This window comes from Lactobacillus sp. ESL0681 (assembly GCF_029392835.1).
GTDB lineage: Bacteria > Bacillota > Bacilli > Lactobacillales > Lactobacillaceae > Lactobacillus.
The window spans coordinates 1,332,536-1,349,442 of the sequence record NZ_CP113943.1 but is presented as its reverse complement, the minus strand read 5'-3'; the positions used below and the strand labels follow the sequence as shown (position 1 = coordinate 1,349,442).

At 35.2% G+C, this 16,907-nt stretch carries 12 protein-coding genes and 1 other annotated feature; of the genes, 7 read left to right on the top strand and 5 right to left on the bottom strand.

All coding sequences use genetic code 11. The features are described 5' to 3' along the window. Positions 1-11: 11 nt before the first annotated feature. The 3 genes from dltB to OZX59_RS06445 are packed head-to-tail and all read right to left on the bottom strand — an operon-like array spanning position 12 to position 2,932. Positions 12-1,250, bottom strand: a complete 1,239-nt coding sequence (gene dltB, locus OZX59_RS06455; protein ID WP_277125379.1) for a D-alanyl-lipoteichoic acid biosynthesis protein DltB — start codon at positions 1,248-1,250, stop codon at positions 12-14. Continuing rightward, positions 1,250-2,764: a D-alanine--poly(phosphoribitol) ligase subunit DltA gene (gene dltA / locus OZX59_RS06450; RefSeq protein ID WP_277125377.1), complete on the bottom strand. Its 1,515-nt coding sequence runs from the start codon at positions 2,762-2,764 to the stop codon at positions 1,250-1,252. Before dltA ends, dltB begins: the two co-directional genes overlap by 1 nt. A 15-nt stretch (positions 2,765-2,779) precedes the next feature. Next, complete coding sequence (locus tag OZX59_RS06445; protein ID WP_277125375.1) at positions 2,780-2,932, bottom strand: teichoic acid D-Ala incorporation-associated protein DltX; 153 nt, start codon at positions 2,930-2,932, stop codon at positions 2,780-2,782. Between the two features lie 994 nt (positions 2,933-3,926). On the opposite strand from OZX59_RS06445, the gene cbpB reads away from it, so the two are divergent. From cbpB to OZX59_RS06425, 3 genes are all read left to right on the top strand, one after another. Then, the gene (gene cbpB / locus OZX59_RS06435) at positions 3,927-4,409 is read left to right on the top strand and encodes a cyclic-di-AMP-binding protein CbpB (RefSeq protein WP_277125373.1); all 483 of its coding nucleotides are present in this window, start codon (positions 3,927-3,929) and stop codon (positions 4,407-4,409) included. 277 nt (positions 4,410-4,686) lie between these two features. Continuing rightward, positions 4,687-5,244: a hypothetical protein gene (locus tag OZX59_RS06430; RefSeq protein WP_277125371.1), complete on the top strand. Its 558-nt coding sequence runs from the start codon at positions 4,687-4,689 to the stop codon at positions 5,242-5,244. A 132-nt stretch (positions 5,245-5,376) separates the two neighbouring features. Beyond that, entirely contained in the window at positions 5,377-7,242 is a 1,866-nt protein-coding gene (locus tag OZX59_RS06425) for a heavy metal translocating P-type ATPase (RefSeq protein ID WP_277125369.1), read from the top strand. Between the two features lie 110 nt (positions 7,243-7,352). Here the strand turns inward: OZX59_RS06425 and OZX59_RS06420 are convergent, their stop codons facing one another. Next, positions 7,353-8,318: an ABC transporter substrate-binding protein gene (locus tag OZX59_RS06420; protein ID WP_277125368.1), complete on the bottom strand. Its 966-nt coding sequence runs from the start codon at positions 8,316-8,318 to the stop codon at positions 7,353-7,355. Positions 8,319-8,781: 463 nt separating this feature from the next. Next, positions 8,782-8,841 (top strand) — a sequence feature (sodium ion sensor (DUF1646 type); this cis-regulatory element may regulate processes involved in with the transportation of sodium ions). A 40-nt stretch (positions 8,842-8,881) separates the two neighbouring features. Between OZX59_RS06420 and OZX59_RS06415 the strand changes: the two genes are divergently transcribed. Next, positions 8,882-10,066: a cation:proton antiporter gene (locus OZX59_RS06415; protein WP_277125366.1), complete on the top strand. Its 1,185-nt coding sequence runs from the start codon at positions 8,882-8,884 to the stop codon at positions 10,064-10,066. Here the strand turns inward: OZX59_RS06415 and OZX59_RS06410 are convergent. Beyond that, positions 10,006-10,728 (bottom strand): type II CAAX endopeptidase family protein, encoded by a 723-nt coding sequence (locus tag OZX59_RS06410; protein ID WP_277125364.1) that lies wholly within the window; start codon positions 10,726-10,728, stop codon positions 10,006-10,008. The genes OZX59_RS06415 and OZX59_RS06410 overlap by 61 nt on opposite strands. An 85-nt stretch (positions 10,729-10,813) precedes the next feature. On the opposite strand from OZX59_RS06410, the gene OZX59_RS06405 reads away from it, so the two are divergent. The 3 genes from OZX59_RS06405 to OZX59_RS06395 all read left to right on the top strand — a co-directional run bounded on the left by OZX59_RS06405 (position 10,814) and on the right by OZX59_RS06395 (position 16,863). Continuing rightward, positions 10,814-11,902 (top strand): ElyC/SanA/YdcF family protein, encoded by a 1,089-nt coding sequence (locus OZX59_RS06405; RefSeq protein WP_277125362.1) that lies wholly within the window; start codon positions 10,814-10,816, stop codon positions 11,900-11,902. A 108-nt stretch (positions 11,903-12,010) separates the two neighbouring features. Continuing rightward, entirely contained in the window at positions 12,011-14,353 is a 2,343-nt protein-coding gene (locus OZX59_RS06400) for an ABC transporter ATP-binding protein/permease (RefSeq protein WP_277125360.1), read from the top strand. Positions 14,354-14,523: 170 nt separating this feature from the next. Next, on the top strand, positions 14,524-16,863 hold the full coding sequence (locus OZX59_RS06395; protein ID WP_277125358.1) for an ABC transporter ATP-binding protein/permease: 2,340 nt from the start codon (positions 14,524-14,526) through the stop codon (positions 16,861-16,863). Positions 16,864-16,907: the final 44 nt, after the last annotated feature.

The window sequence follows — 16,907 nt, the reverse complement described above, 5'->3', positions numbered from 1 at the left end:
TATAACTTTCTTTACATCCAGCCGAACCATAGTTGACTAAGAAACCCAGAAAAAATTAAAAAACTAAAACAAACTACGTTAAATGTTGTAAATATCGCTAAACCATGCGTAAACTTATTCGATGGCAGTAAACCCTTGTGCCGCTTTTTAAAACGGAGCCAAGCATCATTAATAATAATTGCAGTTGCATGAAAAATCCCATAAACAATGTAGTACCAAGTCAAGCCATGCCAAAATCCCATAACTAGAAAGAGTAACAGATACGCAACCTGTGATAACCTAACAGGATTCTTGAACAACTTTTTCTTCATCGCAAAGAATGTAAACCGCATATAAATGTAGTCCCGAAACCAAAACGATAAAGTCATATGCCAACGATTCCAGAACTCTTTAATATTGGGAGCACTAAATGGTTTATTAAAGTTCATCGGCGTGTGAATTCCCATGAAATATGAAATCGCCACTGCAAACAATGAATAACCAGCAAAGTCAAAAAACAAATACATACTGTAACAATACATGTAGGCTACAAGCGACCATGATAATTTTAATCCACCATGCGCTGTTCCAGCAATCAAAGCCGCCTTACTTAATCTTGGCAGCCAATAAGTTCCAAAGAACCAACCCAAGACGAACTTATACAAAAAGCCTTGAAATAAATAGCGCACCGCATGATTTAAATCATCGAGATACTGCGACCTCTGGGGAGCCGAATTAGCGTCCTTAGCAAACCTACGATAACGATCAATTGGTCCCGATGAAAAAGTCGGCAAAAATAGTAGAAATCTTAGATAAGTACTGAAACTTACTTCTTTGATTGCCCCATCGCGAATCTCCATAATTACTTGCACTGTCTTAAAGGTAATATAGGAAATACCCAAAAAAGCAAGTACACCTGGGATTTTAGCTTTGGGAAAAGCTGTTTGTACTTTTACTAAAATGAGCGGTATAATCGCCGCAATCACAGCTAGATAAAAGATCCAGGTTTTATTTTTACCCACCTTACGATAATATAAATAAGCATAGGTTAAAAGTAATTCCAATACCAAATAAACGATCAGGCTAACACCTTGTTGCCATTTATCAGCATCAAAAATCAGAAATAAGAAGACTAATGAAAAAACAGCTTCATAAGTTTTAAATCTGTGTCCGTGATATAGACCGACAATCATCGGAATTAACCCAATGATCAAATACAAAAAATACTGCGGATTGGCGTAAGGCTGTAAGTTAATGAAGTTAAGATGCACTACTCATTAACCTCCTTTATAACCGTTTTGATATCAACCTTACCATTCTGTGAAATCGGTAATTGTTCACGGTAAAGACAACGTTGCGGAATCATGTACGGCATAATATCTTTAGCTAAACTAGCCCGAATCTGTTTAGTGATTTCAGCTTCCGTAAACTTTTCTTTGGCCGATGCCTTTAACTTAATTACAGCAACAATTTGCTTAACGGTATGATCTTGATTATAAATGGGAGCAGCCACCCCCACATCAACTAACTTATTTTTATTTAAATAATGATTAATCTCTTCTAGTTCAATCCGATAACCATTAAATTTAATCTGAAAATCAATTCGTCCACGATAAAAGAGTAAGCCATTTTCAAAAAATCCTTCATCACCTGACCGATGACTAGGATATTGACTATCTGATGCTTTAAAGAATGCAGCAGACGTTTTAGCAGGATTATTTAAATATCCTTTAGAAACACTGGGACCGGCAATGACAATCTCACCTTCATTTGGCTCATCACCTTTGGATTGATCAATTGTAATCGTCGTATCAGCCTTAACGCGTCCAATTGGCAAACGATCATACTGCGCTAAAATATCATCAGTGATCTCAACCTCAGTCACTGCAACTGTTGTTTCAGTTGGTCCATAGGTATTAAAAATCTTACTTTGTGGAAACTTCTGCTTAAGCTGCGTTACTTCATTATGAGGCAGTTCTTCACCGCAAAACATAAAATGTGACAAATTAGGATGATGCTCTGCCGTAAAAGTTTTATCCAAAAAACACATTTGTGCAAATGATGGAGTAGAAACCCAAACATTAAATTGTAATTTAGGTAAAGTCGCAAACAACTGCGCAAAGTTTTCTGTTACCTCATGAGGCAATGCAACTAGTTTACCCGCAGTTACCAATGCAGGATAAAGACTCATTACTGAAAGATCAAACGAGTATGGCGCCTGCGCCAAAAAACTTGGATTTTTGGGCAATGCAAAATCAGTTATTATCCAATTAACAAAGCTAAGTAAGTTATTGTGACTAATTTGTACCCCTTTAGGTTTGCCACTAGTTCCTGAAGTAAAAATGATATAAAAGTTATCATCACCATGAACAAAATTTGCTGAATCTAACTCAACATCAGTATTTTCAACTTGATCCGGTTTAACTACTTGAACTTTAGGCATAGCAATTTTAGGTAATTGATCAATTGCTAAAACAGCTTCGCTTTGCGCAATCTCCTGAATCATTACTAATCGCTCAGCATTCGAATAACTAGCAATTGGAATATAGGCATGTCCAGCCTTGACACATCCCAAAAAACTAGCCACCATTTCAAAAGTTTGACCACCCCAAATCATTACAGGACTAGCTGGTGAAAGATTTAGCTGATTGATTTTATTTGCCCAAGCATCTGAACGTTGTTTCAGATCGCCATAAGTATTGGTTTGACCAAGATAATCATAAGCAATACGATCTGGATTAGCTAAAGCAATTTCATCAATTTTTTTAATTATATCTTTGATCATTTAATTAGCACCACCTTAAAATTCATTGTATATGAAATGAACTGAATTAAGACCGCTATATTGATATAAATAGATTAATGCCATTAAAATAAGGCAGTAGATAATTGTTGTTAAAACAAACTTCCCTAAGCGTTTGCTTTTTGAATCAACCTGCTCTTTTTTACTCATATTTCTCCCTCAACAAACAAATATACTTAACTGTTATAGTACTACACATTGTTATGAGACATAGAATTATGCCTAGTCCTTTACTAAATTTAAATATTTTATCGGCATCAGTTTCATCTATTCAGTTTCTTACAGTTGCTATAAGCTAAGTAAATTGGAATGAATACAATAAACGAAACACATAAAAGTGAAAAAATCATTAATATTTGTAAATTTTTCGGCTTAGTCCAACGCTGATTATTAGCAGTTACCAACAAATAAATTGCAAACACTACAATTACTAACAATTGCAGCAAAAATAAATATGAATTATTACCAAAACTTGATTGACTAGCAATCTGGTAAAAATAGAGCCAGCCTGAAGCAGGCAGTAAGCACAGCCAGCCTGAAAATCTTAGCCAAAAAACGGTTTTTTACTGATACTTTTGAGATTCCATATTTCTCCTCTGTGTCAAATAATGACAATAATCTGATTTGCTAAAACACTGTTAATTATAACAAGTGATGCTAAAGCAAACAATTTTGGGATTATGAACAAAATAATTATTTTTAATTTCGTCATACTTTTTTCACATTTATCGATTATACTAAAAGTGTAATGTAGCAAAACAAAAAAGTTTGCTATATTACAATCAACTTTTTTGTTTTTCATTCATACTCCTCCAAGTATAAATAATGAAACAAATTAAATGACTTTATAAGTCAATTTTATATCTATCCCTTTCGACTCACGTGTGTTGCGTGGGTTTTTCTTTCTCCTTTAACAGTTCTAAAGAAATTCTTTACCATTTCGTAAGACTTTTTCCATGCTTAATTCATAATTTCAAGCTATTATATAAATTGTAGCAAGGAAGTAAAAAAACTTGCTACATACTCCCACTTTTTTATTTCATTCATTCTTACTCCTTCAAAGTAGATGAAACTAACAGGCTCGCAAAATTTGCGGGCCTTTTCCCTTTTTATGGGACTTTTTAAATATTCGAAAGGACTTCCGATGTTCTCACCAGCAATTAAACAACTAATTCAAGAAAAATCTGGTTCATTTTTAATTCCAGCTTCTCGTATTGCTATTGTAGAGGATGAAAATCCGCTCTACCATGCATTCTTGATTTTGACCCGTGTCAAATATTCTAAAGTTCCAGTACTTGATCGAGAAAATCACGTGGTTGGTTTACTTAGTTTAGCAATGATTACAGATAAAATGATGGCTACTGACGAAATTACGCTTGAACCATTGAATCAATTAAAAGTACGAGATGTTATGCAAACTGAATTTGATAAAATCAATTTTGTCCAAACTACCTTAGAGGCACAACTTCATCTCTTAGTTGATAATGCATTTTTACCTGTTGTTGATGACTATGGCGTCTTTCAAGGGCTGCTAACTAGACGCGAATGGATTAAAGCATTTAATTACGTCGTTCACAATTTTGAGCAAAAATATAAAGTAACACTAGCTACAAAAAAAGATTTCTAACTACAATTTTTTGGTCTTTTTACTGTTTTTTTAAACTTACTATGTACTTTTATTTTTTATGTACTATAATAAATAAAAAGACATGAAAACGTTGTTAATTGTTATTCTATATGGGTTTTACTTGAGTATACTATTCAATTAAAATTTAACTTATTGTAAAGCTGAAGTTATATAACACATGTAATTTAAAAAATAACACAGGTTATTTTTTATTATGAAATATTGTACGATAATAGAATAACAATTAGCAAAAATCTTCAGGTAAGGAGAGTCTAAAATGATAAAAAAGACCAATATCAATACCTTATTTTTGATAATCGAAGATATTATCAAAAACAGCTCCTATTCCCGTAGTGAGGAATTATCACCAACCGAAAAGAACAAAATAATCGAGCAATTGCAACGCTTAGTAACAGATTCAGAACAATCCGACAAAATTAAACCGATTTCTGCTGCTTTTGATCAAGAAAAAATTGCTAAACAGTTTAAAGCAAACAGCATTAGCATTTCATTAATTTTTGAAATGCTTGAACATGAAGTAGTTTCAGCCAGCCGACTGCACAATATGCTACTAGAATTAGCTCATGAAGAACACTTTTCTATGGCTGGAATTCATAAGATTAACCACTACTTTACCGATAAACATGATCACGGCGATAATGATAATTTCATTACAATGTCCTCTTCGGATATCATTGATTCAATTAGTCGTGCAAAAAATGCACAGCTTAATTCTGACGAGCTGCATAATTATCAGACCGACTCGGTAAGACCTAATATTAACCAGACAGATAAAGTTATTAAACTAAGCAATTATCGCAACAAGGAAGACTAAAAAATTTAGTCTTTTTTTATTATCCCAGTTTGGTTCAGTCCAATTTAGACTTATTCTAATTAAAATTGCTAAATCCATGTTAAACTTAAGGTAATTATTGTTATTTTAATTATTTTGGAGGTTTAACAAACAATGAATTTAAAACGACAATGGAAATTCATTCTGGTCTTAGTAGTCGGCGTAATTGGACTAATCTGCCAGTTTGGTTTCCAAGCTAAAAGCCTATTTCAAATTGGAAATTTACAATTCCCAATTCAAACTATTCTAATTGATATTATCGGTATTATGATGTCAATTTCATTATTACTTGAAATCGTGACGGATTTCAAAAGTGGGCGCTATGGCGTAGACATCTTAGCAGTTATCGCTGTAGTCTCAACTATTTTAATTGGCGATCAGTGGGCAGAATGGATGATTCTAGTCATGATGACTGGTGGTCAAACTCTTGAAGATTATGCCACTGGGCAAGCCGATCGTGAATTAAGATCGCTACTTGATAATTCACCAAGTATTGCCAATAAAATAGTTAACGACAATCTGGTATCGGTTGATGTTGAACAATTAAAGTTAAATGACCACGTGCTAATTAAACCAGGCGAACAAGTACCGGTAGATGGCAAAATTGTTAAAGGAACATCTAGTTTTGATGAATCTTCTTTAACTGGAGAATCTGTGCCGGTTAACAAAAAACCAGGTGACGATTTAATGTCCGGTTCTATTAACGGTAACGTTGCAGTCGAGATGACCGTCACTAAAAAAGCCAGTGAGTCTGAATATCAAACAATCGTTGCTTTAGTTAAATCTTCTCAGGCTAAACCTGCTAAATTTGTACAGATGGCTGATCGTTACGCTGTTCCTTTTACAGTAATTTCATTAGCAATCGGAATTGCCGCTTGGATTCACTCTGGCAATCCTGTGAACTTCGCCGAAGTAATGGTTGTTGCTTCTCCTTGTCCATTACTAATTGCCGCTCCAGTTGCCTTAGTATCAGGAATGAGTTCCATGTCCAAGCACCATATTATTGTCAAGTCTGGTCCAACAATTGAAAAGTTAGCTAACGCCCAAACTTTTGCATTTGATAAAACTGGAACTTTAACAGAAAATCATTTAGTTGTCGATCAAATTGTCGCAATTGAACAGGCAGGTTACGACAAAAATACTTTGCAAAGTTACGCGGCTAGTGTTGAACAGCAATCCAATCACATTATCGCTAATTCTTTAGTCGACGTTACACCTAAACAAATGCTTAAACCTGCAACTGATATTAAAGAAGCAACTGGAGCCGGAGTCAGTGGCATGGTTGAAAACAAATTAATCAAGGTTGGCAAGCTTAGCTATATAGATCCTGAACAAAAAATTACTGGTGTTAACGCAACCGCAGTCTATATTTCAATTGCTGGCAAGTACGCCGGTTATATTACCTTCACAGACGAGCTGCGTCCTGAAAGTAAAACCACTATTGCCCGTCTTAAGCGCCAAGGTGGTCGTCATATTATGATGCTGACTGGAGATCACAAAGACGTCGCTGATCAAATTGGACAAGCTGTTGGTGTAGATGATATCCGATCTGAATTATTACCTGAACAAAAAATTCAAGCAATTAAAGATGTTCCAACCGAAAATCGTCCAGTAGTGATGACTGGTGATGGCGTCAATGACGCTCCAAGCTTGACCGCTGCAGATGTTGGTATCGCTATGGGTGCCAAGGGTGCTTCAGCTGCCAGCGAAAGTGCTGATGCAGTAATCATGGTTAATGATTTGTCCAAGGTGAACGACGCTGTAGCAATTTCTAAACACACAATGAAAGTCGCTAATGTTGATGTCTTGACCGCAATCACAATCGTTATCATCATTGAATTAATTGCTTTTACCGGCGTAATTCCCGCGTTTTTTGGTGCCATTTTACAAGAAGTAGTTGATATGATTTCCATTAGCTTAGCTTTACTGGCCAAAACTACCCCCAAAAATCCTGAGCAAACAGGTCTAGTAAGCAAGTGATAAAATTATTGGATAACTGTTTAAAGAAGCAATAAAGTACAATATAATCTCAAATACAAAAAGCCTTTGGCTTAAAGCTGCATGCAGACTTTATCCAAAGACTTTTTATTTTATTTAGGAGCTTTAATGGACTTAGGATCAATTCCTAGAGCCTTAGCCATCTTCTTGTTAACTACTAATTTTAGATTAGCCGGTTTTTGCACTGGCATATTTTGTGGTTTAGCCTTACCTGACAAAATTTTAGCTGCCATTTTTCCAGTTTGTACACCGAGAGCTTCAAAATCAATTCCAATTGAAGCAAGACCACCAACTTTAACCTGATCAACTGAACCAGCAACTAATGGTACCTTCTTTTCCTTAACGATTTTTCCGACAAGCGAAGCGGCAGAATCAAAAGTATTATCTGTCGGTAAGAAAATACCTTGAACTTTGCCGGCTAAAGTCTCTGTTGCCTGTTGCACATCATTAGTTGTATTGGCAGTCTTGATCACAACTTTAACCCCAGCCTTCTTCAATTCTTTAATTGCCAAATCAGCTTGTACTTTTGAATTTGTTTCTCCCGCATTATACATGATGCCAATCGTTTTAGCTTTAGGCACAATTGACAATAATAACTTAATTTGCTTATCAACTGAGGCCATGTCCGTCGTACCTGTAACATTTCTACCAGGTTTGGCATAAGAGTCGACCAATTTTGCAGCTTTTAAATCAGTAACCGAAGTCACAGCAATTGGAATATCTTGGGTAGCATTAGCTAAACTTTGTGCTGCTGGAGTAGCAATACCTAAGAGCAAATCTGGCTTTTCATGAACTAGCTTATCACTCATACTCTTCAAATTATCTTGACTATTTTGGGCATTTTGATAATCAATTTTAAGGTTCTTACCTTCAACATACCCCTCCTCCTTAAGGCCTTTCTTAAATCCCTTATATGACTTATCAAGCGATGGATGTTGTACCACCTGCAAGACGCCCACATGTTTAACTTCGGCTTTTTTATCAGACTTATTGCTACAACCGCCCAGTAATAAAAGTCCGGCTAAGCTAAGACCCATTAACATTTTCTTAATTTTCATTATTGTTCCTCCATAAAAATTAGTAACAAAAAAATACCCACTTATTCCTAAGCAGGTATCACAAAATTATTTTAAAAAATTAATCGCTGCAACTAGCCACTTAAGAATTATGTGACTAACCGCAAACAAATAGCTCTAGCCATCATAGATAAATTCAAACTTATTTTCGTCTGAACCCATCTAGATGACTCCAAACGCTATCTATAATAGCTATAATAAGTATTCAATTGTAACTGATGGCATTTATTGATAATCATAATCATTACCTCCGATACTTGATAAAAAGATTATAGAATGTTTAAAAAATAAAGTCAATAAAATTTTATTTTAATTCGAAAATCAAACTCAAAGCTAGATTAGATAATGTAAATTCTAAGATATCGTAAAAAGTTTCAAACAGACAGATCGGATTGCAAATTATCAGATATTAACTTAAAATTATAACCAAACAAATATTTTTAGTGGTTGGGTTCTTATTTACACAGTAAAAACTTTCAAGATTTGCTTCTTTGGGTCAGGAGGCAGCTTGAAAGTTTTTTTATTTACCCCATGAAAGGAAAACAATGTATTTTTTAGGAGAATTAATTTTAATTTTAACTAGTTCAGTACTCTTAGGACAAATATTTACGCGACTTAACCTCCCTGCTGTCATTGGACAATTAATCGCAGGTATTTTATTAGGACCAGCTTTACTCAATTGCGTCAAACCAGGAGCATTAATTAACCTCTTCTCAGAATTTGGCGTCATACTATTGATGTTTTTAGCAGGATTAGAAAGTGACCTTGCTTTACTCAAAAAATATTTTAAGTTAAGCTTTACCGTTGCTAGTGTTGGTGTGATTCTACCAGTAGTTTTTATGGGAGCAGCTAGTCTTTTATTTGGTATGAAAATCATCGAAGCACTATTTATCGGTATCGTCTTTGCCGCAACCAGTGTATCCATTTCGGTAGTTGTTTTACAAGAAAAAGGACAGTTGCACACACCTGCTGGCACGACAATTCTAGGTGCCGCAGTGGTTGATGACATTCTTGCTGTAGTCATACTAAGTTTATTTACTACTTTCAGCCATACTAATGGAAATAGTGGTCCGACCAATAATTTAGGTATTAATCTTTTACTTGAAGCTAGTTTTTTTGGTTTCCTTTGGCTAATTTATCGTTTAACACCACACATTATGCAAGTTGCTGATCGACTAAACATCGCTCACGCTAACAAGATTGTCGCCTTAATTTTAGTATTAAGCATGGCATGGCTCGCCGAATACGTTGGACTATCTGACTTAATCGGTGCCTTCTTCGGAGGACTAGCACTTAGACAAACCACCCAATATAAAGAACTCGATACAGCTATTAGTACTATTGGTTACACTGTTTTTATTCCCGTATTTTTTGCAAAAATTGGACTAGAGATTACCTTTACTAGCTTTCTAAGCGACTTAGGTTTTATCGCTGTAATGACAGTCTTAGCAATAATCTCCAAGTTTTGGGCTGGTAAATATAGTTGCCAATTATTTGGCTTTGATAAAACAGCAGCTAATATTGTCGGTGCAGGCATGATTTCACGTGGTGAAGTTGCTTTAATCGTCGCACAGATTGGTCGCAAGAATCAGCTTTTCCCACAAGACATTTATTCTAGCCTAATTTTTGTCATTATCATTACAACTGTCCTGTCACCTTTTATCCTAAACTACTTTATTAAAGATAATAACGATGCCAGATACAGTAACAAAAACGGAAACGAATTATAGCCTATATGCGTCAAGATTGAATACCGTAAATCCTTAGTCCGGATATATACCCAAGATAATACACAGCCCAAGGCCCAATAAACTAAAATTGCTTTGGTAATCTGTGGATCATGCATATACCCAAAGATAAAACCTGCTGTGATGATTCCAAGCCATTTGCTAGCTGGAGTTTCATGATCAAAAATAAGATCAAAAAGATTAAAAAACATGCCCCGAAAGATGACTTCTTCACAAATTGGAGCAACTAGACAAACCATCAATAAATAGCTTAGTCCTGCTTGCTTTGAAATTTGGTTTAGTTCTGCTTGGTTAGCTGAAGTCTTACCATTAGTTAAACCCACAGCTGCTTGCAAAGTAATGCTCACGATAAACGCCAATACAATTCCAAATAAAGCGATAGTTATTCGCCGTCCGTCCCAGTGCGGTCGTTCATTAAATTCCCAATCATTATCTTCTTGTAATTGTTTGGAATATAAATAAAATAGTAATCCTAAAATAATTATCGTTACTATCACAGTTACGAATAATAAGCTCCCATTAGTCAGTGGTAGCTTTTTTTGAATCTGCTTCGGGAAAAAATAAAATACCTGTAAGAAACTATAACCTACAAATGCCAAAATCATACAGGCAATATTTCCCAGGAAATAAAAAAATCTTCTCATCGAAAAGTTCCTCACTTTCTATGACTTTTTTCAATGTATTCATTATAATGGATTTAATCAATAATACCTATTTTGGAGACAGATAATGCAATTTTTCCAACTATTCAATCATGATCAGCCATTTACATTTTTATCACTTGCATTGCTAATTTCATTGTTTATTTTTTTATTTTCTTGGTTTAAAGAACCACGTAAATTGTTTAATGGTGTTCTTTTTACTTTCTTTATCATCATGCTAGGAATCTGGTTTACCGTATTGGTACTAGCAACCAACTTACGACCTTTATTAATCTCCTATTTCATTATTATTGGTTTAATAGTTGGAACTATTGCTCTAATGGCTGCTTTTTCATGGGTGTTTTTTTTATGGAATGCTTATTTTGTCTGGCAGCGCGAAAGTCACAATCTTTCAAATTTACTAACACTTTTCATTGGTCTATTGCTAATCATTGCTTGGATAATTGTCTTGCTCCATCCCTTCAAAGATCTTCCAGACTGGCTTAGAATTTTACTTGACGCGACACCAACTGTAGTTGGATATTTATTACTGGTGGCCTACAACTTTTTAGTTAATCTTGGTCTCTATCAGCTGGTACCAAAGCAATATGATCAAGACTATTTAATTATCTTAGGTGCAGGATTATATCAAGGCGAAATCGTAACCCCATTATTAGCAGCCAGAATTAATCGCGCTATTCAGTATGCCCTAAAACAAGTTGCCAAAGGACGTAAAATGCCTAAACTAATTATGTCAGGTGGTCAGGGCAGTGACGAAAAAGTACCAGAAGCACAAGCAATGGCCGAATATGCTATTGCCCGCGGTATTAATCCTAAAGATATTCTCCGTGAAACAGAATCCAAAAACACCTACCAAAACATGCTATTTTCTGGACAACTGGCAGCTAAAGATGCTGGTAACAATTCATACAAAGCCAAATTCTTTAGTAATAATTACCATATTTTTCGCGCATCCCTTTTTGCTAAAAAAGCCGGATTATCTGCTAATGGAGTTGGGTGTTATACTAGGTTTTATTTCCTACCTAATGCGATTGTTCGCGAATTTGCTGGTGTTTTAGTTATGAATAAGAAGCGACATATACTTATTATTTCATTAATTTTATTGTTTTTTATTATTCTGTCTTTCCTTACTGCCATAGGTGTTTTAGGGTATTAAATAACAGATAAGTGGTATTTTTTTACTGGACTATATGTTATATTAATGCTAAGCTTATTGTTATATTACATAGGTTATTATTAGCATTATCTAGAAGGAAATACCACCATGCTTCAACTACAAAATTTATCTAAATCTTATCATGTCGGAGATACTATTACTCATGCTTTAGATGACGTTTCTATCTCTTTTCGTAAGCAAGAATTTGTTGCTGTTTTAGGACCAAGCGGTTCTGGAAAAACCACTTTATTAAATGTTATCGGCGGTTTAGACCGTTATGATCGCGGCGACCTAATCATCAATGGTAAATCTACCCAAGATTTCTCTGATACCGATTGGGACGCGTACCGTAATAATTCCGTTGGTTTTGTTTTTCAAAACTATAATTTGATTTCTCATCTATCAATTATTGCCAATGTAGAACTGGGAATGAATCTTTCTGGCATCCCTGCTAAGCAGAGAAATGAACGAGCAATGGATGCACTAACTAAGGTTGGTTTAAAAGACCAAGTTAACAAACGCCCTAGTCAACTATCTGGTGGACAAATGCAGCGAGTAGCTATCGCCCGTGCTCTAGCCAATAATCCTGATATCTTACTTTGCGACGAACCGACAGGTGCACTTGATAGTCAAACATCTGAACAGATTATGCAATTAATCAAAGAATTGTCTAAAGAGCGCCTAGTAATTATGGTGACTCACAATCAAGAAATTGCTCAAAAATATGCCACTAGAATTGTTAATTTTAAAGATGGCAAAATTCTGAATGATTCACGTCCTTATGAACAAACAGAACAAGAAGATACCTTCAAACTCAAGCGGACTAAAATGTCTTACTGGAATGCAATCAAACTTAGTTTTACTAATATCATGAGTAAAAAGGGGCGTACTGCATTGACTGCTTTTGCTGCTAGTATTGGTATTATTTCTATTGCTGTTGTCTTAGCGATTTCCAATGGCTTCCAAAAACAGATTGACATGACCATGAGTAAATCATTGGCAAAATATCCAGTCATTATCAACGAATCAATTAGTGATGTTAATGCCGTTACTAGCCAACAAAGTTCTTCAGACAAAATGGCCAAAAATCATGGTTATATTAAGGCTGAGAAAGATAAAATGGCCCAATCTCTGCATGTCAATAAAATCACGCCACAATATACTAAGTACATTAATAAGATGAATCCCGATGATGCTAACAACATTTCCTATCAAAGAGGTACTAATCTCAACTTACTAACCAAAAACAATCATAAAATTGAGCGAGTCATCTTTTCACCCAATGACACCCATAATGCTCAAAACAGTGATGCTGTACGTGCTCAAGCAATTAACTTTACTGGTGTTGGTACCTCAGTGTTTCCAACAACTCTTAATACCAATAAGCAAACATTTCTTAAACAAAATTACCAATTATTATCAGGTTCCTGGCCAAAAAAGCCAACTGACTTGGTAATGGTTGCTGATAACCAAAATACAGTCAATATTAATTGTCTTAAAAACCTTGGTTATAACTTGAAAATCGGCGACAAAGTAAACTTCAAACGCTTACTAGGTAAAAAATTCAAAATTGTTAATAACGACAATTACTATGAAAAAACTCCAACTGGTCTTTTTGTACCTAAACCAGCTGATCAAGAAATGTATCATAGCAATGGTATTACTTTACATCTCAAAGCAGTTATTCGCCCTAAAGATGAAAATTCAATGTCACTTCTAGCCGACGGTATTGCTTATAGTGACGAGTTAGCCAAACAGATCATTAAAGCTAACCAAAATTCTGAAATTGTAAAAGCACAAAAGAAGTCTAAACATAATGTCTTAAACGGCCAAACAGTTAATTCCTATGGTCGAAAGAGAGTTATTGAAAGCCTTGGTGGAGTCTCACTTCCCACTGGATTTATGATTTATCCTAATGACTTTAAGGCCAAAGATCGCGTTTTAGACTATCTGAATAATTGGAATGCAGGTAAGCCTAAAGAGGAGCGAATTATTTACTCCGATATGTCTAGCGCTGTTACTTCAATGACAGGAGGTATTATTAATGGTATTACCTACGTCTTAATCGCTTTTGCCGCTATTGCCTTAATTACTTCAATGATTATGATTGGAATTCTAACCTATACTTCAGTTCTAGAACGTACTAAAGAAATCGGGGTCTTAAAAGCATTGGGTGCTCGCAAAAAAGATATTACACGAGTCTTTGATGCCGAAACTTTTATTCTAGGAATCTTTTCCGGCGTATTAGGAGTTACAATTGCTTATCTGCTAAGTTTTCCAATCAACAGTGTATTTGTAAAAGTCACTGGCTTAGCAAATGTTGCCCAGCCTAATCCATTACACATTCTTATTTTGATTATTGTTTCAACTATCTTAACCCTAATTGGTGGCCACATTCCAGCACGTATCGCTGCTAAAAAAGATGCCGCTATTGCCTTAAGAAGTGAGTAAATTTACTATTATTCATTAAAAGCCAACTATTTTTGTAGTTGGTTTTTAATTTGGATATTTTTTAGCTTCAAACTTAAACTGATCTTAACAATTATCACTAGCTTCACTGTTTTATCCATGTTAGACTTGTTTCTATCAATGTATATATAAAGAAAAGAGCGATAAACAATATGTTACAACTAAAAGACTTACGAAAGTCCTATCATGTTGGTGATACTATCACCCATGCACTTGACGATGTTTCCATTTCATTTCGTGACCAGGAATTCGTAGCTATCTTAGGGCCAAGCGGCTCCGGTAAAACTACTATGCTAAACGTCATTGGTGGACTTGACCAATACGATAGTGGTGACCTGATTATTAATGGTAAATCTACCAAGAATTTCAAAGAAACCGATTGGGATGCATACCGCAACAATTCTGTCGGCTTCGTTTTCCAAAATTACAATCTAATTTCTCACCTTTCAATTATCGATAACGTTGAATTAGGGATGAATTTATCTGGTGTTCCAACTAAAGAACGCCATGAACGTGCACAGGCTGCTTTAGAACAAGTTGGCTTGAAAGAACAAGTTAATAAGCGCCCTAACCAATTATCCGGTGGACAAATGCAACGGGTAGCTATTGCTCGGGCATTAGCTAATGACCCAGATATCTTACTTTGTGACGAACCAACTGGTGCATTAGATACCGAAACATCTGAACAAATCATGAAATTAATTAAACGCTTGTCAAAAGATCGTTTAGTTATCATGGTAACTCACAACCCGGAGCTTGCTAACGAATATGCCACTAGAACTGTTAACTTCCAAGATGGTAAAATTCTGAATGATTCTGATCCTTATAATCCAAAAGAAGAAAAAGACACGTTCAAGTTAAAGCGCACTAAGATGTCATATTGGAACGCAATTAAACTTAGTTTTACCAACATTTTAACTAAAAAAGGTCGAACGATCTTAACCGCCTTTGCCTCAAGCATCGGAATTATTTCAATTGCGATTGTTCTAGCTATCTCTAATGGTTTTCAAAAGCAAATTGACAATACCATGAGTAAGGCATTAGCTAAATATCCAGTTTCAATTAATCAAACTGCGATTGATGGTACAGCTTTGACTAAGATTAAGGACACAGACAAAACTGCTAAAAATAAAGGCTATTTAACTGCTGAAAAAGACCTCAATCAAGAAACGTCACGACAAAATAAGATTACCCCTGAATACGTGAAATACGTTAAAAAGATTAATCCTGATTATGCCAACAATGTTTCTTTTCAGCGAGCTGTTAAATTGAACTTATTGGGCAAAGTCGACGGTAAAACCAAAGCTGTTACTTTCTCGCAAAATGCTCAAGATAGTGAACAATCGATTGCCAATATTCGTTCCCAAGCAATTAGTGCACTTGGCGCTGGTTCATCAGTCTTTCCAACTGAACTAAACAATAGAAAAGGTTCAGTTCTAAAGGAAAATTACCAATTACTATCTGGTTCTTGGCCGAAGAAAGCAACTGATATCGTACTGGTCGCCGATCGCCGCAACACCGTTAATATTAATTCTTTAAAGAACCTTGGCTTCAAAGTCAAAGCTAATGAAAAAGTTAAGTTCAACAAGTTAATCGGACAAGAATTTAGAGTCGCTGATAATAACGATTTCTACGAACAATTACCGACTGGAATGTTTGTTCCTAAAAAAATCAATTCTACAATGTACAATAAGGCGAAAACTAAGTTACATTTAGTAGCAGTTATTCGGCCAAAGAACAAGGATTCACTGTCTCCTTTATCTTCGGGAATTGCTTATAGTGACAAATTAACCAAAAAAATAATTAAAACTAATAAAAAGTCAGATATTGTTAAAGCTCAAAAGAAGACAAACTCGAATGTTTTAACTGGCCAAAAGATGAAATCTTCTGAAAAGAAGCAAGTTATGCAAACTATTGGTGGTTCTAGTACACCAACTGGCATTATGATTTATCCAACTGACTTTGATGCTAAAGACAAAGTCCTGAAGTACCTCGATAAATGGAACAAGGGCAAAGCTAAAGATGACAAAGTTATTTATACCGACATGTCAAGTGCCGTTACAACAATGACTGGTGGCCTGCTTAACGGTATCACTTATGTATTAGTAGCCTTTGCAGCAATTTCATTGATTACTTCCATGATTATGATTGGTATTCTAACTTACACTTCTGTTCTTGAACGTACTAAGGAAATCGGTGTTCTTAAGGCGCTTGGAGCTCGTAAAAAAGATATTACTCGTGTCTTTGACGCTGAAACCTTTATCTTAGGAATTTTCTCTGGGGCACTTGGAGTTGGTGTAGCCTACCTATTGACTTTCCCAATCAATAGTGTACTTTATAACATCAGTAGCTTATCCAATGTTGCTCAACTCAATCCAACTCATGCTCTAGTTTTAATCATTATTTCAACGATTTTAACTCTGCTAGGTGGACATATTCCGGCAAGACTAGCCGCTAAGAAAGATGCAGCAATTGCATTAAGAAGCGAATAAGATAATTTTAAAAAGCACAATTAATGTTCCACATGAAACAGCAT